Origin of the sequence: Citrobacter sp. CFNIH10 (assembly GCF_002934585.1) — a bacterium.
Lineage (GTDB): Bacteria > Pseudomonadota > Gammaproteobacteria > Enterobacterales > Enterobacteriaceae > Citrobacter_A > Citrobacter_A amalonaticus.
Genome location: NZ_CP026216.1, coordinates 4,599,964 through 4,621,166 on the forward strand (window position 1 = coordinate 4,599,964; position 21,203 = coordinate 4,621,166).

General features: G+C 51.5%; 25 protein-coding genes. 15 read left to right on the plus strand and 10 right to left on the minus strand.

Features of this window, described 5'->3' with window-relative positions; translation table 11 throughout:
• Positions 1-479: 479 nt before the first annotated feature.
• The 10 genes from C2U53_RS26495 (at position 480) to C2U53_RS26535 (ending at position 5,314) form a co-directional block, all read left to right on the plus strand.
• Positions 480-947 carry a DUF5681 domain-containing protein gene (locus tag C2U53_RS26495; protein WP_104446709.1) on the plus strand — a complete coding sequence of 156 codons (468 nt, stop codon included), beginning with the start codon at positions 480-482 and terminating at the stop codon, positions 945-947.
• Positions 944-1,294, plus strand: a complete 351-nt coding sequence (locus tag C2U53_RS26500; protein WP_104446710.1) for a hypothetical protein — start codon at positions 944-946, stop codon at positions 1,292-1,294. Before C2U53_RS26495 ends, C2U53_RS26500 begins: the two co-directional genes overlap by 4 nt.
• Complete coding sequence (locus tag C2U53_RS26505; protein WP_104446711.1) at positions 1,291-1,770, plus strand: hypothetical protein; 480 nt, start codon at positions 1,291-1,293, stop codon at positions 1,768-1,770. Before C2U53_RS26500 ends, C2U53_RS26505 begins: the two co-directional genes overlap by 4 nt.
• 149 nt (positions 1,771-1,919) lie before the next feature.
• Positions 1,920-2,249 (plus strand): hypothetical protein, encoded by a 330-nt coding sequence (locus C2U53_RS26510; protein ID WP_104446712.1) that lies wholly within the window; start codon positions 1,920-1,922, stop codon positions 2,247-2,249.
• A gap of 2 nt (positions 2,250-2,251) precedes the next feature.
• Positions 2,252-2,458, plus strand: coding sequence for a hypothetical protein (locus C2U53_RS26515; RefSeq protein WP_104446713.1), 207 nt, complete (start codon positions 2,252-2,254; stop codon positions 2,456-2,458).
• A complete protein-coding gene (locus tag C2U53_RS26520) occupies positions 2,451-2,684 on the plus strand; it encodes a hypothetical protein (protein ID WP_104446714.1) in 234 nt (77 codons plus the stop codon). Before C2U53_RS26515 ends, C2U53_RS26520 begins: the two co-directional genes overlap by 8 nt.
• 25 nt (positions 2,685-2,709) lie before the next feature.
• On the plus strand, positions 2,710-2,835 hold the full coding sequence (locus C2U53_RS30595; RefSeq protein WP_256387526.1) for a hypothetical protein: 126 nt from the start codon (positions 2,710-2,712) through the stop codon (positions 2,833-2,835).
• A 38-nt stretch (positions 2,836-2,873) separates the two neighbouring features.
• The gene (locus C2U53_RS26525; RefSeq protein ID WP_104446715.1) at positions 2,874-3,584 is read left to right on the plus strand and encodes a phage baseplate protein; all 711 of its coding nucleotides are present in this window, start codon (positions 2,874-2,876) and stop codon (positions 3,582-3,584) included.
• Positions 3,581-3,769 carry a hypothetical protein gene (locus C2U53_RS26530; RefSeq protein WP_104446716.1) on the plus strand — a complete coding sequence of 63 codons (189 nt, stop codon included), beginning with the start codon at positions 3,581-3,583 and terminating at the stop codon, positions 3,767-3,769. The genes C2U53_RS26525 and C2U53_RS26530 overlap by 4 nt, the downstream gene beginning before the upstream one ends.
• A 318-nt stretch (positions 3,770-4,087) precedes the next feature.
• The gene (locus C2U53_RS26535; protein ID WP_104446717.1) at positions 4,088-5,314 is read left to right on the plus strand and encodes a hypothetical protein; all 1,227 of its coding nucleotides are present in this window, start codon (positions 4,088-4,090) and stop codon (positions 5,312-5,314) included.
• Between the two features lie 272 nt (positions 5,315-5,586).
• On the opposite strand, the gene C2U53_RS26540 is transcribed toward C2U53_RS26535, so the two are convergent.
• Both C2U53_RS26540 and C2U53_RS26545 read right to left on the minus strand, forming a co-directional pair.
• Positions 5,587-7,050: an SEC-C metal-binding domain-containing protein gene (locus C2U53_RS26540; protein WP_104446718.1), complete on the minus strand. Its 1,464-nt coding sequence runs from the start codon at positions 7,048-7,050 to the stop codon at positions 5,587-5,589.
• A 584-nt stretch (positions 7,051-7,634) separates the two neighbouring features.
• Positions 7,635-8,078, minus strand: coding sequence for a hypothetical protein (locus C2U53_RS26545; RefSeq protein ID WP_246876143.1), 444 nt, complete (start codon positions 8,076-8,078; stop codon positions 7,635-7,637).
• A gap of 729 nt (positions 8,079-8,807) precedes the next feature.
• Between C2U53_RS26545 and rcnB the strand changes: the two genes are divergently transcribed.
• Positions 8,808-9,134 carry a Ni(II)/Co(II) efflux transporter accessory subunit RcnB gene (gene rcnB, locus C2U53_RS26555; protein WP_043000157.1) on the plus strand — a complete coding sequence of 109 codons (327 nt, stop codon included), beginning with the start codon at positions 8,808-8,810 and terminating at the stop codon, positions 9,132-9,134.
• Between the two features lie 212 nt (positions 9,135-9,346).
• Here rcnB and apbC read toward each other — a convergent pair whose 3' ends face one another.
• A complete protein-coding gene (gene apbC / locus C2U53_RS26560; protein WP_043000156.1) occupies positions 9,347-10,456 on the minus strand; it encodes an iron-sulfur cluster carrier protein ApbC in 1,110 nt (369 codons plus the stop codon).
• Between the two features lie 165 nt (positions 10,457-10,621).
• Here apbC and metG point away from each other — a divergent pair, with 165 nt between their 5' ends.
• Together metG and C2U53_RS26570 are read left to right on the plus strand one after the other, a co-directional pair.
• Positions 10,622-12,655 (plus strand): methionine--tRNA ligase, encoded by a 2,034-nt coding sequence (gene metG / locus C2U53_RS26565; RefSeq protein WP_044266118.1) that lies wholly within the window; start codon positions 10,622-10,624, stop codon positions 12,653-12,655.
• A gap of 203 nt (positions 12,656-12,858) precedes the next feature.
• Complete coding sequence (locus tag C2U53_RS26570; protein WP_043000154.1) at positions 12,859-13,317, plus strand: YehR family lipoprotein; 459 nt, start codon at positions 12,859-12,861, stop codon at positions 13,315-13,317.
• A gap of 44 nt (positions 13,318-13,361) precedes the next feature.
• Here C2U53_RS26570 and C2U53_RS26575 read toward each other — a convergent pair whose 3' ends face one another.
• The 3 genes from C2U53_RS26575 to C2U53_RS26585 are packed head-to-tail and all read right to left on the minus strand — an operon-like array spanning position 13,362 to position 16,279.
• Positions 13,362-13,832 (minus strand): DUF1456 family protein, encoded by a 471-nt coding sequence (locus C2U53_RS26575; RefSeq protein ID WP_043001885.1) that lies wholly within the window; start codon positions 13,830-13,832, stop codon positions 13,362-13,364.
• A gap of 46 nt (positions 13,833-13,878) precedes the next feature.
• On the minus strand, positions 13,879-14,598 hold the full coding sequence (gene btsR, locus C2U53_RS26580) for a two-component system response regulator BtsR (RefSeq protein WP_043000153.1): 720 nt from the start codon (positions 14,596-14,598) through the stop codon (positions 13,879-13,881).
• Complete coding sequence (locus C2U53_RS26585) at positions 14,591-16,279, minus strand: sensor histidine kinase (protein ID WP_043000152.1); 1,689 nt, start codon at positions 16,277-16,279, stop codon at positions 14,591-14,593. The genes btsR and C2U53_RS26585 overlap by 8 nt, the downstream gene beginning before the upstream one ends.
• A 223-nt stretch (positions 16,280-16,502) precedes the next feature.
• Between C2U53_RS26585 and mlrA the strand changes: the two genes are divergently transcribed.
• Both mlrA and C2U53_RS26595 read left to right on the plus strand, forming a co-directional pair.
• On the plus strand, positions 16,503-17,234 hold the full coding sequence (gene mlrA, locus C2U53_RS26590) for an HTH-type transcriptional regulator MlrA (protein WP_043000151.1): 732 nt from the start codon (positions 16,503-16,505) through the stop codon (positions 17,232-17,234).
• 59 nt (positions 17,235-17,293) lie between these two features.
• Positions 17,294-17,401, plus strand: coding sequence for a protein YohO (locus C2U53_RS26595; RefSeq protein ID WP_042318015.1), 108 nt, complete (start codon positions 17,294-17,296; stop codon positions 17,399-17,401).
• Here the strand turns inward: C2U53_RS26595 and C2U53_RS26600 are convergent.
• The 4 genes from C2U53_RS26600 to C2U53_RS26615 are packed head-to-tail and all read right to left on the minus strand — an operon-like array spanning position 17,382 to position 21,136.
• Positions 17,382-18,113, minus strand: a complete 732-nt coding sequence (locus tag C2U53_RS26600; RefSeq protein WP_043000150.1) for an ABC transporter permease — start codon at positions 18,111-18,113, stop codon at positions 17,382-17,384. The two genes, C2U53_RS26595 and C2U53_RS26600, sit on opposite strands and share 20 nt — an antisense overlap.
• The gene (locus C2U53_RS26605; RefSeq protein WP_043000149.1) at positions 18,097-19,044 is read right to left on the minus strand and encodes an ABC transporter ATP-binding protein; all 948 of its coding nucleotides are present in this window, start codon (positions 19,042-19,044) and stop codon (positions 18,097-18,099) included. Before C2U53_RS26605 ends, C2U53_RS26600 begins: the two co-directional genes overlap by 17 nt.
• The gene (locus C2U53_RS26610; protein ID WP_043000148.1) at positions 19,037-20,203 is read right to left on the minus strand and encodes an ABC transporter permease; all 1,167 of its coding nucleotides are present in this window, start codon (positions 20,201-20,203) and stop codon (positions 19,037-19,039) included. The genes C2U53_RS26605 and C2U53_RS26610 overlap by 8 nt, the downstream gene beginning before the upstream one ends.
• A 15-nt stretch (positions 20,204-20,218) precedes the next feature.
• Complete coding sequence (locus C2U53_RS26615; protein ID WP_043000147.1) at positions 20,219-21,136, minus strand: ABC transporter substrate-binding protein; 918 nt, start codon at positions 21,134-21,136, stop codon at positions 20,219-20,221.
• Positions 21,137-21,203 lie beyond the last annotated feature (67 nt).

A 21,203-nucleotide genomic window follows, 5' to 3' on the forward strand; every position in this document is an offset into this window, starting at 1 on the left:
CGATCTGCGTAGGTATCGCTTTGTGTTACCAACGTGTAGGTAACACTATGAACCGCGCCATTACTGGCTTTATGTGTTTTGTGTTACCCACCCTTTTATTGTAGGTAACACAAACGGAGCACAAACATAGAATAAGCAAGTAAAAGGTTTAGTTACGCTGAAGCAAAGCATATTTGTGTTACCCACCTTCCGGCAAAATTACACTTGTTGCGTTACCAACAGTTTGTGTTACCCACCACGTAGGTAACACAAGAGCAAAACCCGCTTTTAAAGGTAAAAGATTAAAAGCGACAACCATAAATAATGACAACCACTTATTCATATATACATCACTACGACACTGACAGATCCGCGTCCGCCTGTTCGACAACGTGGAACAGGTCGAACAGGTCATTAACAGGTCAAATACAAATTTCAGGCATCCGCGATGGCCATTGTACGCTTGACGGCGTACACCACTGCAAAAAGGAATCACAACGATGCCACGCGCGCCGAAACAACCTGTTAAACAGTCAACCGCTAACGGTCGGGCTAAAACTCAATTCCAGAAAGGCCGGTCGGGTAATCCGGCGGGCAGACCGGCGGGTCGCATGAACTTCGATCGAATGATCCGGTTATGGGTCGCCGACCACAACGCAGAACACCCCGATGCGCCGCTGGACGCTTCCGGCCTGCTTAAAGATATCGGCAAGCGGGCATCCAGCGCGAAAGCGGAAACCGTGTTTAAAGCGTTGCTGTCGCATATGCCGAAGCCGTCTATTGATCCAATCAACATGGACGAGGTCGATTTAAGCGATCTGGACGGTCTGACGGAACGCCTTGTCGGGCAGTTATTCGGCGGCGCTAACCCGGACAGCATTAAATTCGCGCTCGACTGCGTGCAGCGTCTTTCCGATATTCGCGCCGCTGAAGCCGAACGCCGCGCACTGGAGGCATTAAGCAAATGAGAACAGGAACAACCGCAGCACGCCTTAAGAACATTCGCCAGCGCCTGGTAGCGGCGAACGCAGAGCGGGATCTTGCCGTTGGTAAGCCGACCTGGAACACGCATCCGCAGTTCGTCGAAGCGGTACGCGAATTTAAAATCTATATCGGCGATCCGGTTGATATTTTCGGCCCCGATTGGGAAGCGTTCTTCCTTCCGTGGGAAGTCATGATGGCAGGCTACCCAGATCGCGACCTGCAACGTGAATTTACGCAGCACCGGCAGGCCGACGCGAAAGAGTTTAACCATCCGTCGTGGTCGTTCGGCGAAATGGTCGTCCGCCAGCATAAGAAGGACACCTCAGCATGATCATTAACACCCACCAGCCACAAAGACCGGCGAGTCACAACAGTCACGAAGCCTTTAAAGAAAGGCAGGCAGAACAAAGCCGGATCGCGTCAATGCAGGATTTACGGATGCGTGTGCTGGCGACGCTGGCGGAAATAGACGAGACACCCGCACACATTGGCGATATTCAAAATGCTGAAGCAAGCAACGAAAAACTATGGCGAGCCATCGAGAAAAAACGCACAAGGCGCACGCTGGTAAACCATGAGCAAAAAGACATAGGGAAACACGCCCATGAGGAAGAAAACAGCGTGACGGCTATTCTGCGCAGCATAGCGGATTATCGTTACCACGACGGAACACCACAGATTAAATTCCACGGCGAGCAATGGGCATCACTTGATAATGAGATGGCTTTCTTGGTCACCCTTCTTCCTGCTGGCACCGCATCGACAGAAATCCGCACTTCTGTAAAAAAGATATGTAACATGATGTAAAATATATCCCGTAACTCCTTGTTTTAATTTGATTTGTCCGTAATTCGTCCGTAATCTGTCACTGTTGATTATCGTCTGTCGTACCCGAAAGCGGGCGTCTGGTTCCCCTGGATGCCCGCAAGTAAGGCCACCAATCGGAAGAAACCACCATGCAGATCCCTACGAAAGAAAAAGACGTTGTTACCTTCGATCGCGGTAGCGATAACGAAGTCACTCTTGACCTATCCAGAACAATTGATTGTTCACATCTTCCGCCGTCTGCTGAATCTGATGTCTGTATGCAGCTTGCACGCGTACTGGCTGACCGCGTAGCAAAAGGCGAACGCTTCTTACTGACCCGCGCACCTGAATCCCTGATCAGGGAATTTCGGCGCGCAGCCGAACGCCGTAGCATCAAGGTATATGCAGGGCTACAGCGCAACGAGTACGGCGAGACAGTCGGTTTAGGTCACAACGAATTTAGACTTAAGGATGCTTAACAATGAGCAGAAACACAGTAGAAGCTAAACGCGCAATACTTCAGGCGCAACCAGGAAAAAAATACCACTACCATAACGACAGCGGCGACCTTATCGAAGCGTATTACGCGGCGTATATGGCGCAACATCATCCGGAGATCCGTTTCGATGAACACGAAGGTTACGCCCTTGCACAAAGCGCAGCTATTAAGGCGGCTAAACATGGTTAATGAGAACGAATTACGCGCACGCCGTAACATGATCATTCTTATGGCTAATGGTATGCCTGAAGCGCTTGTTATGGACGCAGACAAGCTTGATGACCGTATGAACGATCTATTTATTGAGAAGATCGGATGCCGCAACTTCGACAGCGAGAAGGAAGAAGCAAACTACGTTGCAGGCGTTGAAATGATGATGTTTGTAGACGCTTTACAGCGCCTGACACGCGCTTAAACAGTCAAACGGAGACTAAACCACCATGACAGCACGCCGCTACATTTACCGCCGCAGCCGCGCAGAGATCGCACGAACCATCCGCTTTGCAATGAAACGGCGAGCGGAAAGAGAACGCGCCGCAACAAACACCAACGAAGCCGCCAATTAAGGCGGCTTTTTCTTTCTTCGATAAAGTGACAATCGCTTATGACTGACTTATCGCAATACCTGGGGGATCGTAAATGGTCGCCCGTTAATTTCCTGTTCAATGATGCGGGCGACAGTATCTTCCGTATCGACGGCACGAACTTAGCGTCGATGTCGTTCGACTGCGTCGACGACGAGCGGCATCACTGGTCGAACGCAATAACGGCGTTCCCGACTGAAGGCGACGTCGATATTACGGACAACATTAGGCCGCAACAGCGTGAACTGACGTTAACCGGCTTTATCAGCAATACGCCGATCACCGGCCTGATTGACGAAGTAACCAATTTTGCCGATCGCTTTATGAATGGGCGCAAGCGTACGGCGGATGCCTACAACCAACTGAAGGCGCTGTCGGAACTGAAAATCCCTGTAACCGTGACGACGCGTTACGAAGTTTACGAAAATATGGGGCTTGCGGACGTTTCTATCGTGCGAACTGCTGACAACGGCGACGCGCTGGTCGTGGATATGGTTTTCCGGCAAATCACCATCGTGAAGACGCAAACAGGCACCGTGCCTGCCGGTATCGGTAGGGCTGGCGCACAGTCCGACAACGCAACGAAGACGCGCGCAGGTTCGAAGGTCGACGCGGGTAAATCCACCGGCAAAGTTATGAAAGCGGACGATCCGAACGTACCGAAGCCCATCCAGCGTCACCGGTCGGCGCTACTCGCGATGTCTGGTGAAAAAACGGGGTATCACAAATGAACGTCGAACAAATCGCCGCACGCCTTAACACTGGTCCCGCCACACTCGGCGAGCTTGTCCGGGCAGGTGCAAGCGCAGTCGTGATCGCCGATATGGTGCGCGCAGGTGTCGCCGTGGTGCTGCAATTCCACGAGGATAGCGACGCAATGATCATCGGCGGATATGGAACGCCGGCCCCACAATAATTCGCGACCGGTCCCGCCAGTAATTCAGCCCGCATCAGCGGGTTTTTTAGTGCTTACAGTTTAATTATGACTGTTCAATGCATCTACATCATTGATTCTTTGCCGATGTGCATCATATACTCGTTACACGTTTTTTAAGTGGTTGCCACTTAAACACAAAAACGCCGCTACTGCGTCAACAGTAACGGCGTCTTCTAATCTCACAAATGAGGTAAGCATCTGTGAAACTGATCGATACTTTACCGCCTGCGCTGGATGTCGTCCATTACAAGCAAACGCCCTTCCCTGTATGCCAACCGTTCTACGGGGTACAGCGCCATGATTAAAAACGACCGCGACGTCGCACGACTGCGGATCCCTGAAGGTAAAAAGTCCGTCACGCAGCCGGTGAAAACCATCGCGCCCGCTGGCGGGCTGTACCTGCTTAAACGCGTCACGCCAGCCGGTAGCGAAGTGCTAACGTGGTTTTTCAGGCACGGCGGCAAGCGTCATACCGTAGGCAACTCAAAAACGGCCTATGCGACCGCCTGCGAGCTTTACGGCGAACTAGTGGCACAAGTGCTACGCAACGAAGTAAAACCGGCTGACGAGCGCCCACGGTGGACAATGGACACGCTGTTCAACAAGTGGATCGACGCCGAAGGGACGCCAGGCGCAGCGGTCGACCTTTCCCGCCTATGGCGTAAGCACTGGTCGCCGGTATGCGGCAACCTGGTAGCGGTCGAAATGAACTACCGGCGCATTGTGGAAATCGTTAATAACGTGCGCGCCGGTATGATTGAGCGTGATGGCAAAGTTCAGGCCAATGCCTTAAGCCGTGGTGCGCGCTTTATCCCGCGCATGTTTGCTTACGGCTTCAAACACGGTATAGCCAACGAACAAGACGAGCCGATCGCCGTACCGCAAACGCTGAAGGCCAGCATCGATAAGAACCAATTACCACCGAAGACGGAACCACGACAGGCCACCTTAACGGCGGGACAATTCCGCGAACTGTTCAACCAGCTACCCGACAACGATGCCGGTAACGCGCTGCGGGTCATTATGCTGACAGGTCGGCGTAAGCGTGAAGCCACGGAGATGGCACGGCAGGAACTGCGCGGCGACATTTGGGTCATCCCTGGCAAGCGCACGAAGAACGGCAAGCCGCAGGAAGTGCCGATCCTTAGTAACCTGCGCGCGGTGCTGGCGCGTTCCACCAACGAGATCGGGCGCTTATGGGAAGTCGGCGCGACAACACCGAACCTGGTATTAAACCGGCTGAACGTGATGGCCAGTTACGAAGACGAGAACGGCGAACCGGTAGTCGTACCGTGCACCGTGCACGACCTGCGCCGGTCGTGGGCTGAATTGCTGCGCACTGAATGTAAGTTAGACCGTGAAACTGTCGATCTGATGCTGGCGCATACGCCGCAGAACGCCGATACAACATCGACCACGTACCAGAAGTTACGCATCGATATGCAGAGCGCCGCAGTTGTCGACGGTTGGCAACGTTGGGATGCGTGGTGTAGTGAAGCAATAAGCAAAGCGGAGGGCTTTTAATATGGCACGTTTATTTTTAGCGGTAGTCCTGGCTGTATTCACGGTATCCGCGTTCGCCGAAACAACAGAACGTTGCCGGATTAACTCGGCGGGCGACAAGGTCTGCACAGGCAAGTACGGCAAGATCACGAAGAGATGCCACATATCCGGCAACGGTACAGAAACATGCACTACGTATTAACGGCGTGAACAGTCATTCGCAAACCATTAACGATGAAAGCCCGCTTTAGGCGGGCTTCCTACTAAAAATCTGATTAGATTATTGGTCGCATCTATCCATGACATTTTTTAAATTTTTTACCAGACCCACAATAGCAAGGATCATTTCTTCCTATTTTTTTCTCATTATTAACTGTAGGTGATATCTGAAAAGAATCTTTTGGCTTAGGAATGAAATCAGTAAGCACATTATAATCCTTCATAGCGATTTTAGCTAACACTCGCTCTTCTTTTGTTAATGGCTTATCGAATTTGCAATAGACGACATCTTCTGATCGTCCATCAGAGTCTTTACTTTCTGTTGCAATAATTATTAGTTTTTTTATTTCATTATATTTATATTTTGCTGCCAATGCGTACATTTGAATACAGGAAAAACGCTCCATTCTGTATTTTTCATATGACAAAAGCTCATCTTTCGGAAAGAACAAAAATATATAAAACTTCCCTTCTTCATCAATTGACTGAACAATTCGAGAACTTCTTCTATTTGTTGGTACTTGTTTAAACTTATCCAAAAAAGCATGGGACAAATAGTATCTCGATCTTCTACTTTCTGATGCTAGTTGTCTTACTGTTTCCTCATGGCTTAGAAAATCGTTTTCCATTCCCAAACCTACAGTAGCATTAAGAATTGAATCGGAAAAACGCTGAATAGTTTCATCCCAAAAAACACTGCCTTTTTTCAATGCCTTATAGTAATTATACTTAGAAGATTTCTTCAGCCCTTCCCATTCATGCTCTGCAATTTGAACAAATGTATTATCTGGAACTATTTTTTTGTCGACAATTTCACCATGACCGCTCAAGTAAGCCCCCAAAGTATCATCCTCTCCAGGGCTTAATCCAAGATATCCAGAACGAATTACACGTTCTTTCTCTTTTAAGTAAGCAACAAAGTCAGAAATCGTATCCAATTCAGTAAGTAAAAGTTGTAGCGATACTTCGTCTAGCACATGAACGAATGTTTTATTTGGATTAATATCACCAACAGAGAAAGGTAGATCTAGAGTTTCCTTCACGTCAGAAAGGAAAATGTTCATAAACGTGCCTGAACTTCCCTCGGCGATACGTCCAAAATATTTGGATGCTGGCGCTGCGCTATTACTTGTTACAGCAACAAGAAAAAAACGCATGTTTTTTTCAAGTTCTATCGGAAAAGGATGTTTACATTCCTTGTCCAAAAATAGACGCCCTTTAGTTTCTTTCAAAAACTTTTCCGCACCATATAATTGAGTTGCGGATTCAGTCACAGATTTTTTGAACCATCTCTTCCATGCGACAGAAACATCAATTCCTTCATGGAACTTAATATCTTTATCAGAGAATATTATTACGTTATTTTCAAATACCACTAATAAATCACAGACTTCTTTCCCTGATTTATTTTTGGAATATCCTTCGTCGCTATAAACATTAGGGTAAGACCATAGACCTATGAAAGCATTGTTCGCTAGCTCAATTAATCTTTTTTCAGTTTTATTAATTCCTTGGCCTTTCTTAATTACCTTTAACATTGTGCACCTTTGTATAAAAATACAACACGATAACGCGCTAATAAATCCTCAAGAACAGCACCTAGAAGCCTGAAAGGATTCTCGCTATAAGCTCATCATACTGACGTGCTCTCATTGCTGTATCTGTTGCAATAGGCTAACGCTTCCAATCGACTTTTCAATGAGCTGGTGCAAAAAAGTGCGTTTACCGGTTGTAATCAAAGATGGGTGCTTTTTTGGGTGCATTAGAACGAAGGATGCCGCCAATACTGGCTATGACATCCCCCAGATCAGGTGGTACGGGTATTTCTCAGCCCTTCGTGAAAAGGGGCACCCCGAGTCATTAACGAAATTTTTCTGCGTGACGGTCAGGTCACTCGCGTGATGATACCCTCACTGCCCCGATTTGTAACCCTTTCGCTACTCTGCATTTACCTGTTCAGCCTGAACATCAATAGTGAAAGCCGCCACCCGCACGGCGGCAACATCCTCTTATACCGCGTCAACCATTAGTTGGGCATGAGCAACGGCTTGTTGTGCCTGCGCAATATCAGAAGCATCTGCGGAAAAGGACGTTAGCGGAATAAGCGCTAACAGATAATCTCTCATTTCGCCCACCCCAAAAACTGTCTCTGCTCGTTCAGCACGGCTAACCGCCCGTTGGTGTACACGACAAAATAGTGCAACCCTTGTTGATAGACCGTCGCTTTTTCCTCTTTCTCGATAACCGCAGCATGAGCTCCATCAATATCAAGCCCGGTGCTCACCTTTTTAATTTCCATGCCTTCAAAGTGATATATGTTTTTTTTCTTTGCCGCCTGAGCGTGTTGCTTTACCGTTTCACGTGCATTCACATACGCGTTTTGCTCCGCGTTATTGATAATCATCTGTTGATTAGACTGTTCTACCTGATAGCAGACATCACGACTGACGCCTTTGGCTTCACAGCGCGCCAGGCGCTGCTCTTCCGACACGCAGCCGGACAGAATACTGACAACCAAAAGCGAAAATACCGCCTTTTTTATAGTTAACTGTTTCATCACTGCCATCACCATCATTAATTAACAAAATAATATCACCCTGCAAAAGCAGCGTGTTTTTATATCACTATTTAGTGCGCAGAATATTTAGGCCGCTTTCATCTGTCAATATAATTTAGGGAAATTAAGATCAAATAACTTAGAGGATGCATGACACCAGGATAAATCCGAAGAAAATAGTTATTCGCCGTCTTCAAATTTGCAATTAATTAACGTAACAAATACAAAAGACTAATGTCATCAAAACGATGATTCTTAATAACTATTCAGCGTGTTTTCCATGATCTTTATCAATATTGACAATTCAGGAATAATCCATAGTTTTATTTCAATCTGTTTATATGTTGACATTAATTAATTGTTATAGCTAGACAATTCTCAACAACATCGTCTGTAATACGTATTTAAAAATGAGCCTCCGGATAGTGAAGTTAATTATTTTTCATTTTTTCCTGCACACCCTTATTATCAGTGCGGGTTTTATTGCAGGCGTGATGTACGCTGAACGTCTGCATTTTTGCATATGGGGCTAATCCACTGTTAGCCTGTGTTCCGAAAGGCATCGCCCCTCTCCCCGTATTTGGCGATTTTCTTCTATAGTGCATGTCAGACTAATAAATTTTACATTTTTTACGAATTTTTCGGGAATCTAACAAACCCGCGCTTGTCAGTTATCATGAAGGCCGGGAAAGATACACGACTGATTTTGAGGGTCCTAACAGTGGAGAGCGTAGAAGTATGAAGAATAAATTGGTGGTAGGCGCGCTGCTGCTCGCATCCAGCGCGGTCTGGGCCGCACCAGCTACAGCCGTCCCCGCGAAGGGGATTGATCAATATGAACTCAGTGGTTTCATCGCCGACTTTACCCACTTCAAGCCTGGCGATACGGTGCCAGAGATGTATCGCACTGACGAGTACACCATCAAACAGTGGAATCTGCGTAATTTACCTGCGCCAGATGCCGGGACACACTGGACCTACATGGGCGGTGCCTATGTGCTGATCAATGACGCTGACGGTAAAATTATTAAAGCTTACGACGGCGAGATTTTCTATCATCGTTGAGGTTCGCCCCCCTCGGCCTGAGGGGGAATCCAACGCTTATTTTATCGTTAAGGTCATCAGGATAACCCCGCACAGACGGTCAGATTTAAGAAGAACGCCCACGTTATTCAGTGGCTCTGCATAACTCAGATAGCGTTATTCAAATTAGATATTCACCACACCGATATAAAATCAATGCGGTGAATAGAAAGAATAAAACCGATTAGCCGAAATCAGACGGCGCGAAAGGCAATTTCGCCTGGGATGACTTCACCCTGCCAGTAAAGCTGTGCGGCAACACGTCCCGCCAGTTCGCGATACATTACGGTGAAATCACTGTCCGGACGGCTGACAACGGTTGGCGTCCCGCGATCGAGATCTTCACGCAGACTAATATGCAACGGCATTTGTCCCAACAGTTGCGTGTGATACTGCTCAGCCAGTTTTTGCGCGCCACCGGTACCAAAGATCGGCTCATGATGACCGCAGTTGCTGCAGATATGCATGCTCATGTTTTCGACAATGCCCAGCACCGGCACCTCGACTTTTTCGAACATGACAATGCCTTTTTTAGCGTCGATCAGCGCAATATCCTGCGGCGTGGTCACCACAACGGCCCCCGTGACCGGGATGTTTTGTGCCAGCGTCAGCTGGATATCACCAGTACCCGGCGGCATGTCCAGCACGAGGTAATCCAGATCCGGCCACAGCGTCTCTTGTAGCATCTGCATCAGCGCTTTACTGGCCATCGGCCCACGCCACACCATCGCGTTATCATCAGTGACCAGATAACCGATGGAGTTCGTCGCCAGCCCGTGAGACATGATCGGCGCCATATGGGTACCATCCGGCGAGGTTGGGCGCTGGTTTTCCGCCCCCAGCATAGTTGGGATCGACGGACCATAAATGTCGGCGTCCAGAATCCCGACTTTCGCCCCTTCTGCCGCTAATGCCAGCGCCAGGTTTACCGCAGTCGACGATTTACCGACGCCGCCTTTGCCGGAGCTGACGGCGATAATGTTCTTCACGCCGTTCACGCCCGGCTGATTTTTCACGCGCTTCAGGGTGGCGATGTTGTGAGAAAGCTTCCAGTCGATCGCCTTCGCCCCGGTAATTCGCAGCAGATCAGCGCTACATTGCTCTTTTAACACCTCAAAGGCACTGTGCCAGACGAACGGCATGACCAGTTCAACGTGCAGCGTGTCATCCATCCAGGCGACGTGGTGTAACGCTTTAAGTGTCGTCAGGTTATGCTTCAGGGTGGGGTGCTGAAAATTCGCCAGCGTCCCGGCGACCATGGCGCGCAGGGTTTCTGGTGATTTGGCCTGGGATTGTGCGTTCATCCCGACTCCTTTTTGTTGTTCTGAAAAGGTCAATTGTAGTGAGGTAGTGTACTCCAGCGGTAACAATTATTCATTTGTGGTTTGATGCCCTTAATTCTTGGCGTAGTTATTCCCTTTCAGGTAACATCAGAACCCCCTTTCAACAGAGAAGAAGTAACATCTACTATGACTCAAGTCGCGAAGAAAATTCTGGTAACGTGCGCGCTGCCGTACGCCAACGGCTCAATCCACCTCGGCCATATGCTGGAGCACATCCAGGCTGATGTCTGGGTCCGTTACCAACGAATGCGCGGCCACGAGGTCAACTTCATCTGCGCCGACGACGCCCACGGCACGCCGATCATGCTGAAAGCACAGCAGCTTGGCATCACCCCGGAGCAGATGATTGGTGAAATGAGTCAGGAGCACCAGACGGATTTCGCCGGGTTCAACATCAGCTATGACAACTACCACTCCACGCACAGCGACGAGAACCGGGAGTTGTCTGAGCTCATCTATACCCGTCTGAAAGAGAACGGTTTTATTAAGAACCGCACCATTTCTCAGCTCTACGATCCGGAAAAAGGTATGTTCCTGCCGGATCGTTTTGTGAAAGGCACCTGCCCGAAATGTAAATCACCGGATCAGTATGGCGACAACTGCGAAGTGTGCGGCGCGACCTATAGCCCGACGGAGCTGATCGAGCCGAAGTCTGTGGTCTCTGGCGCAACGCCGGTGATGCGTGACTCCGAACACTTCTTCTTTGACCTGCCCTCTTTCAGCGAAATGCTACAGGCGTGGACCCGTAGCGGCGCGCTGCAGGAGCAGGTGGCGAACAAAATGCAGGAATGGTTTGAATCCGGCCTGCAGCAGTGGGATATCTCCCGCGATGCCCCTTACTTTGGTTTTGAAATCCCGAATGCGCCGGGCAAATATTTCTATGTCTGGCTGGATGCGCCAATCGGCTACATGGGCTCTTTCAAAAATCTGTGCGATAAGCGCGGCGATACCGTCAGCTTCGACGAATACTGGAAGAAAGATTCTACTGCCGAACTGTATCACTTCATCGGCAAAGATATCGTCTATTTCCATAGCCTGTTCTGGCCTGCCATGCTGGAAGGCAGCAACTTCCGTAAACCGACGAACCTGTTCGTGCATGGTTATGTCACGGTCAACGGCGCGAAGATGTCCAAATCCCGCGGCACGTTTATTAAGGCCAGCACCTGGCTGAACCATTTTGATGCAGACAGCCTGCGTTACTACTACACTGCGAAGCTCTCTTCGCGCATTGATGATATCGACCTGAATCTGGAAGACTTCGTCCAGCGCGTAAACGCCGATATCGTCAACAAGGTGGTTAACCTCGCCTCCCGTAACGCTGGCTTTATCAACAAACGTTTCGATGGTGTACTGGCGGCTGAACTGGCTGACCCTGCGCTGTATAAAACCTTTACCGATGCAGCGGCTGTGATTGGCGAGGCGTGGGAAAGCCGTGAATTCGGCAAAGCGATCCGTGAAATCATGGCGCTGGCGGATGTCGCGAACCGCTATGTTGACGAACAGGCGCCGTGGGTGGTGGCGAAACAGGAAGGTCGCGACGCCGATCTGCAGGCGATCTGCTCGATGGGCATCAACCTGTTCCGCGTGCTGATGACGTACCTGAAGCCGGTGCTGCCGACGCTGAGCGAGCGCGTTGAAGCATTCCTGAACAGCGAACTGCGTTGGGATGCTATTGCGCAACCGCTTCTGGGCCATAAGGTCAATACTTTCAAAGCCCTGTATAACCGTATCGATATGAAGCAGGTGGAAGCGCTGGTGGAAGCCTCTAAAGAAGAGGTGAAAGCTATGGCAGCTCCGGTAACCGGCCCACTGGCGGACTTCCCGATTCAGGAAACCATTACCTTTGACGATTTCGCGAAAGTCGATCTGCGCGTAGCGTTGATTGAAAACGCTGAATTCGTTGATGGCTCCGATAAACTGCTGCGCCTGACGCTGGATTTGGGCGGCGAGAAGCGTAACGTCTTCTCCGGCATTCGCTCTGCTTATCCGGACCCGCAGGTGCTGATTGGTCGTCATACGGTCATGGTGGCAAACCTGGCGCCGCGTAAAATGCGCTTTGGCATCTCAGAAGGGATGGTGATGGCCGCAGGTCCTGGCGGGACAGACATCTTCCTGCTGACCCCGGATGAAGGCGCAAAGCCTGGACACCAGGTTAAATAAGCCTCTCTAAAGCGCCGCTCTCACGGCGCTTTTTCTTTTGCGTCATATTAATCCAGGCAATAACTCGCATGATTTCAGATTTTTCAATGATCATTATCAGACATATTCAGTAGCCATTTTCCCCTCTCCTGCCTCATTTCTGGTATACATACCCTGCAAGGTTTATTTTTGAGCAGCAGACGTTTAATAAAATGGAGTTTTACATGAAAGCATTAAATACGTTTTTTTCGGTCGTTTTTGCGTCAGTTCTCGTTTTCTCTCTGGCAGGATGTGGCGACAAGGAAGAAAGCAAAACATTCAAAGCGGACGTCAATGGCACTGAGATCGTAATGACCTATACCTACAAGGGTGACAAAGTCATTAAGCAGACCTCAGAGAACAAGATCAACTACGCCTCTATCGGGGTAAAAACCAAAGAAGATGCGGCGAAAATCCTCGATCCGATCAGCGAAAAATATCAAAACATTCCTGGCGTGGAAGAGAAGCTGACCTATAAGGATGGCTACGCGGAAGAAACCGTTTCTGTTGACATGGAAAAAGTTGACTTTAAAAAGCTGCAGGGCGTGATGGGTACGCAATTCTCGGGTGACCCAAGCAACGGCATTAGCATGAAACAGAGCCAGAAAATGCTGGAAACCGCTGGCTTTAAAGAAGTGAAATAATCAAACGACGACGACCTGGCATCCAGCCGGGTCGTCGCTTTCTATCAGCCTTTATTGCCGTGCAGACGCGCCGTCAATCCGCGCAGGAAATAACGCATAAACTGATCACCACACTCGCGGTAGTTTTTATGATCCGGAGAACGCATCATGGCGGTGATTTCCGGCATTGAAACGCGAACGTTCTGCTGGGTCATAATCGCCTGAATATCATCCGTTTTCAGTGAAAAAGCGATACGCAGCTTTTTCAGCACCGTATTGTTGTTCACCCGACGCTCAAGCGCCAGTTCAGGCGCAGACTCATCTTTGCCGCGCTTCTCGTAAATCAGGCCGTTCAGGAATCCGGAGAGGATAATATCCGGGCAGCGGACAAACCCCTCTTCATCTTCCCTGGTCATCCAGGTGTCGAAACCCGCAGAGGTGGATTCCATGTCGGCCAGCGCAAGAATGCGCACCATGTCGTTATTATTGGCTTTCAGGGCGTAGCGCAGGCTACGAAGAATATCGTTACTTAGCATAGAGCCTTCAACTGTCGATAATGCAATGGCGCGCAGTGTATCAGTTTTACAGGCCAATCGCCTCTTTCAAACTTTTCAGATAGCGGCGACTGACCGGAACAGTTAACCCATTACGCAGTATCAGTTCCGCCTGACCGTTATCTTCCAGACGAATTTCCTGTAACTGCGCCATGTTAACCAGATATTGACGATGACAGCGCAGCAATGGCGTGCGGCTTTCCAGCGTTCTGAGCGTCAGTTCAGTAAAGCCTTCTTTGCCGTCGCTGCTGGTGACATAAACACCGCTCATGCGACTGCTGACGAAAGCGACATCATCCATTTGCAGCAGATAGATCCGGCTATGGCCGCTACAGGGGATAAACTTCAGCGACTGTTGGTTTTCCGGCAATACCGATACGTCCTGTTTGCTCCGCTCCTGGCGCAGGCGGCTAAGGGTTTTCTCCAGCCGCGCCTCTTCTATCGGTTTAAGCAGATAATCAAAAGCGTGTTCTTCAAAGGCTTTAATTGCGTATTCGTCAAAAGCGGTCAGAAAAACAATATACGGCCGATGCTCCGGGTCGAGCATACCCACCATTTCCAGCCCGCTGATACGCGGCATTTGAATATCCAGAAACAGCACGTCCGGATGCAGTCGATGCACCGCGCCAATCGCTTCTACGGCGTTGGCGCACTCGCCAACGATCTCGATATCACTTTGTTCCTGTAACAGGATCCGCAGATTTTCCCGCGCTAACGGTTCATCATCCACAATCAGCACTTTAATCATGCGTCTCCTCCAGGGGCAGTCGTAGGGTTATTCGGGTAAAGCAATCCGGTTCGCAGACGACGCTAATACCATAATCATCGCCAAACCGTTCACGCAGGCGTTTATCCACCAGATTCATGCCCAGACCGCTGACGTTCGCGGAGGGCTGATACAACCCGGCGTTATCTTCAATATCCAGCATCAAATACTGCCCTTCCTGACGGGCGGTGATGGACACCTCCCCCGTGCCCAGTAGTTGCGATGTCCCATGCTTAATGGCGTTTTCGACTATGGGTTGCAGGGTGAAGGCTGGCAACTGTTGATGCGCCAGCGCATCCGGCACGTTTAAACTCACCTGCAACCGCGACTGGAATCGCGCTTTCTCAATTTGCAGATAGGCATTCACGTGCTCAATTTCGTCGGCCAGTGTGACGATCTCCGACGGGCGCTTTAAGTTCTTACGGAAAAAGGTAGAGAGATCCTGTACCAGTTGGCTCGCCTGTTCACTGTCGCGACGCACCACCGCTTTGATGGTGTTGAGCGCATTAAACAGAAAATGCGGATTGACCTGCGCATGCAGCAGCTTAATTTCTGACTGCGTCAACATCGCTTTCTGACGTTCATATTGTCCAGCAAGGATCTGCGCGGAAAGTAGCTGCGCAATCCCCTCACCCAGCGTTCGGTTAATGGAACTGAACAACCGGTTTTTCGCTTCATAGAGTTTGATGGTGCCCATCACCCGTTGGTTTTCTCCGCGTAAGGGAATGACCAGCGTAGAACCGAGCTTGCACTGTGGATGCAGTGAGCAGCGATACGGCACTTCGTTGCCGTCAGCGTAAACCACCTCGCCCGTCTCGATGGCCCGCAGCGTGTAACCGGAGGAGATCGGCCTGCCCGGCAGGTGATGGTCGTCGCCAATCCCGGTAAAGGCTAACAGCCGCTCGCGGTCAGTAATTGCCACCGCGCCGATATCGAGTTCTTTGTACAGCACCTGCGCCACCTTCATGCTGTTCACTTCGTTGAATCCCTGGCGCAAGATCCCCTCGGTGGAGGCCGCCACTTTCAGCGCAGTAGCGGAAAACGCAGAGGTATATTTTTCAAACATCGCCCGCTTGTCGAGCAAAATACGCATAAACAGCGCCGCACCGACGGTGTTGGTGACCATCATGGGAGCGGCGATATTGCTGACCAGTCGGTAAGCATCGTCAAACGGCCGGGCTATCAGCAAAATGATCAGCATCTGTACCATTTCGGCGACAAATGTGATCGCCCCGGCCGTCAGCGGATTAAAGACTTTATCCGTGCGTCCCCGCCGCGTCAGCACGCTGTGCACCAGGCCACCCAGCAACCCTTCCACGATGGTGGAGATCATACAACTGAGCGCCGTCATGCCGCCCATTGAGTAGCGGTGCAGACCCCCGGTCAGCCCCACCAGTCCACCCACGACCGGCCCGCCAAGCAGACCGCCCATCACCGCGCCAATTGCCCGTGTGTTGGCGATAGAGTCGTCAATATGCAGACCGAAATAGGTGCCGAGGATACAGAAAATGGAGAAGGTTACGTAGCACAGCAGTTTGTGCGGCAAACGAACGGTTACCTGCATCAATGGTATGAATAAACGAGTTTTACTCATCAGCCATGCGATAACCAAGAACACGCACATCTGCTGAAGCAGCAACAACACCAGATTAAACTCGTACATACCTGCAGACCACACATCAACTAAAACCGCGTAACATACATCGACTCGCGGGATCTGTCTTTGAACTGTTGCATAAAATGAGAAATTAGTAAGGGATATCACACAAAAAGTACCGGTGTACTGATAAAACCACCCCTCACCTGAACAAAAAACAGACAAAACTACCTGGTTCGAAAAAGAGCGACTAAAGTTAGACTGGGACCTCGCGAGCAAGGATAAAATAATGGCGCTTTACACCATAGGTGAAGTGGCTTTGCTTTGTGATATTAACCCCGTTACGCTTCGCGCGTGGCAACGGCGTTATGGATTATTGAAACCCCAGCGTACCGACGGGGGGCATCGCCTGTTCAATGATTCGGATATCGACAGGATCCGCGAAATCAAGCACTGGATAGATAACGGGGTGCAGGTCAGCAAAGTCAAAATGCTGTTGAGCAATGAGAACGTAGACCTGCAAAACGGCTGGCGTGAACAACAGGAAATCCTGTTGCACTATCTGCAAAACAACAATCTGCACAACCTGCGGGTCTGGCTGAAAGAGCGTGGCCAGGATTTCCCCGCGCAAACGCTGACCACCCATCTTTTTCTTCCGCTACGTCGACGATTGCAGTGCCAACAGCCGACGCTACTGGCGCTACTGGGGATCCTTGATGGCGTACTGATCAATTACGTCGCCATTTGCCTCGCCTCAGCCAGAAAAAAACAGGGGAAAGATGCGCTGGTGGTGGGCTGGAATATTCACGATACCACGCGTTTGTGGCTGGAAGGCTGGGTCGCCAGTCAGCAGGGATGGCGGGTTGACGTTCTGGCCCATTCGCTGAGCCAGTTTCGCCCGGACCTGTTCGAAGGGCGCACCTTACTGGTGTGGTGCGGTGAAAATCAGACATCGGCGCAGCAACAGCAACTGAATGCCTGGCGTGCGGAAGGGCATGATATTTACCCGCTTGGCATTTAATGATTCATTAACAGCTACGCTTCTCTGTATAATCTCTGGGTTAACATAAGGAGAACATCATGAGCGTAGCGAAAATCGGTGTCATCACCCTCTTTTTACTCATGGCCATTGGCGGTATTGGCGGCGTGATGCTTGCAGGCTATACCTTCATTTTGCGTGCCGGCTAAGGTGCTGCACTAACCGTTCGAACAGGCGGTCTACGATGATCGCCGCCAGCGCAACCAGCAGCGCCCCCTGAATGACATACGCCGTATTGAACCCGCTCAGACCAATGATAATCGGTGTACCGAGCGTGCTGGCACCTACCGTCGACGCGATAGTCGCAGTGCCAATATTGATAATCACCGACGTTCGCACACCTGCCAGAATCACCGGTGCCGCCAGCGGCAGCTCAACCTTGCGTAACTGTTGTCCCGGACTCATTCCCATGCCACTGGCAATGCTGCGCACACTTTCCGGGATCGATCCTATCCCCGCCAGCGTCGCCTGGAGGATGGGTAACACGCCGTACAGAATCAACGCAATAATGGCCGGTTGCTGACCAAACCCCATCACCGGCACCGCAATCGCCAATACCGCGACGGGCGGGAAGGTTTGTCCAACGGCGGCAATGGTCTCCACCAGCGGACGAAACTCTCTTCCCCATGGTCGGGTCACCACAATCCCGGCGCCGACACCAATCACCACAGCAAACAGGCTCGACACGGCCACCAGCCAGAAATGGGCCAGCGCCAGCGCGAGAAAGCTCTCCTGCTGATAGACCGGACGTGGAAGTTCGGGAAACAGGCTGGCGAAAATCGCCTGACTGTGCGGTAAACCTGCCAGCATCAGCAGGAAAAGTGCGATCAGCCAGAGCAGCGGGTCACGCAGTCGTTTCATGCGTCAGCGTCTCCGATAGCAGATCGCGAAAATGCAGCGTCCCGCAAACCATGCCCTGCCGGTTGACCACCGGTAACACATCGCGGCCGTGCGCGACAAACGCTGAAAGCGCATCGCGCAGCGTCATCGCTTCCGTCAGCGCCTCTCCGTCAATGCGCTCATCCCGGCGAACATAGTCCGCCACGGTGCGCAGTGACAGCAGTCGCACCCCCAGTTCACTGCGACCGAAAAACTGTTGCACAAAATCATTCGTCGGGGCCGTCAGCATCGCCAACGGTGTCCCTTGCTGGACTATCTCGCCGCCGTCCATCAGCACCAGATGCTCCGCCAGTCGCAGCGCTTCATCAATGTCGTGCGTCACCAGCACAATGGTTCGCCCCAGCAAACGGTGGATACGGGTCATCTCTTGCTGCAACGCCCCACGCGTGACCGGATCCAGCGCGCCAAACGGTTCATCCATCAGCAGTACCTGCGGATCGGCGGCCAGCGCCCGCGCCACGCCCACGCGCTGCTGCTGCCCACCGGAAAGCTGGTGCGGATAGCGCTCGCGCAATCCCTCTTCCAGCCCGAGCAACGCCATTAATTCTGCCACCCGCTCATCAATTTTTTTGCGCGGCCACTTCAGCAGTTGTGGCACGGTGGCGATGTTCTGCGCCACCGTCCAGTGCGGAAACAGGCCAATCGACTGAATCGCGTAGCCCATCCGTCGGCGCAGTTCCAGCACCGGCAGACTGCGGATTTCTTCACCTGCAAAGCGGATCCTGCCGCTGTCATGCTCCACCAGTCGGTTAATCATTTTCAGGGTCGTGGATTTCCCCGAGCCCGAGGTACCAATCAGTACTGAGAAACTGCCTTCCTGAATGTGCAGGTTCAGGTTGCTAACCGCGTTGTGCTCACCAAAGGCTTTATTTACGTGGCTAAATTCAATCATGGTGGGTTACCTTCAGCAGAGCGATCCCTAAATCAAACAGCGCATCAATCAGTACCGCCAGCGCGATAACCGGGATCACCCCCAGCAGCACCAGATCGACGGCACTGCTGAGCAGTCCCTGAAACACCAGCGCGCCAAAACCGCCAGCGCCAATCAGCGCCGCGATGACGGCCATCCCGACGGTCTGTACCATCACCACCCGCAGGCTACGTAAAAAGACCGGCAACGCCAGCGGCAACTGCACGTGAAGGAAACGCTGAGCGGTGCTCATGCCCATCGCGCGTGCGCTTTCCAGAACATCACGGGGAACCTGATTCAGCCCGGCCACCACGCCACGAACCAGTGGCAGAAGCGCATACAGCACCAGCGCGATCAACGCCGGGGTCAAACCGGTTCCCGCCACGCCCACCGTGGCAAGCCAGGGGAACGCTTTTACCAGTCCGGCAAGCGGCGCAATCAACAAGCCAAACAGGGCAACGGAAGGAACGGTCTGGATCACATTAAGGACGGTAAACACCGGTCCCTGGCGGGACGGGAAAAAATAACATCCGATACCGAGGGGAATGCCAATCACCAGCGCGGGCAATACGGTACCTGACAACAGCGTCAAATGTTGAGCCAGTGCATCATCAAAGACATCCTGGCGGTTAGCGTACTCTTTGAGTAACGAGAGATCGTCGAACGTTCCCGTCAACAGGAGTAGGACGGGAACAATCGCTATCTGCGTATGTAACGCCCAGCGCCAGAGAGGTTGCACGGTGATCCGTCGGATGGCATCGCTGCAGGCGAGCAATCCGAGCGCAAGCCCCAGCCACAGACCGCTTCCCACACTGGTTCGCGCCAGCGGCGTCCCGGTTTCAGCCAGATACGTCGCCGCCTTGCCGACGCTCCACAACATCAGGATCACCAGCAGTTGCGCCACCACCAGCGTGCACACGGCCCCCTTTCTTCCCGGCACAAAGCACAAGGTCAACATGGCGCAACCCGCGCCGGTGAGCATCGACACCGAACCTGGCCAGAGCATCCAGAGCTGGCGTCCCTCTCCCGATACCAGGCGATTCGGCGCATAGTTCACAAACGGCAGCGCGACAGCAGCGGCTGAAAGAATAACCAGCAGCAACAGTACGCGCTGAATACTGACTTTTGACACGTCACCCAACCTTTTTCAGTCCGTTTACTTCACCCATCCCTTTTGTTTCAGATAGTCCGCCGCCACTTTTTTGGCGTCCAACCCTTCAACGGCAATGCTGGCATTAAGTTGTTGCAACGTTTTTTCATCGAGGCTGGCAAACACCGGTTGCAGCCATTCCGCCATCTGCGGGTATTCCTTCAGTACCGCCTCACGCACCACAGGCGCTGGCGCATAAATGGGCTGAACGCCTTTAGGATCGCTTAAGGTCTGTAGCCCCAGCGCGGCGACCGGACCATCCGTACCGTAGGCCATCGCGGCATTGACGCCGGACGTTTGCTGCGCGGCCGCTTTGATGGTCACGGCGGTGTCACCCCCTGCCAGCGACAGCAACTGCTCCTGACTGAGTTTGAAATCGTAGGCTTTTTCGAAAGCGGGCAGCGCGTCTGCACGCTCGATAAATTCAGCGGAGGCGGCCAGTTTGAAAGTACCGCCCTCTTTCAGATAACGCCCGAGATCGGCCAGTGAGGTGAGTTTATTTTTTTCGGCGACATCGCTGCGCACCGCGATAGTCCAGGTATTATTGGCTGGCGCCGGCGTTAACCAGACCAGCTTGTTTTGCTCAGCATCGAGTTTTTTGACTTTCTCAAAGCCAGCTTGTGCGTTTTTCCACGCCGGATCGTTTTCATCTTTGAAAAAGAACGCGCCGTTACCGGTATATTCAGGGTAGATATCCAGTTCGCCTGAGGTGATCGCGCCGCGCACGACCGGCGTGGTGCCCAACTGGACTTTATTGACCGTTTTGACGCCGTGGCTTTCCAGCACCTGCAAAATGATGTTGCCGAGCAGCGCGCCTTCGGTGTCAATTTTCGAACCGACCTTCACCGGCGACGCCGCCTGCAAGGGTAAGCTCACTGCCGCTAACAGCGCCAGCGAACCGGCCCAAATCTTTGAGATTGTCATGAAGCTTTCCTCATCTTTTTGCCGACTTTTTCAGCGACTTGAGGGGAAAGCATAGTCGAAAAGTATT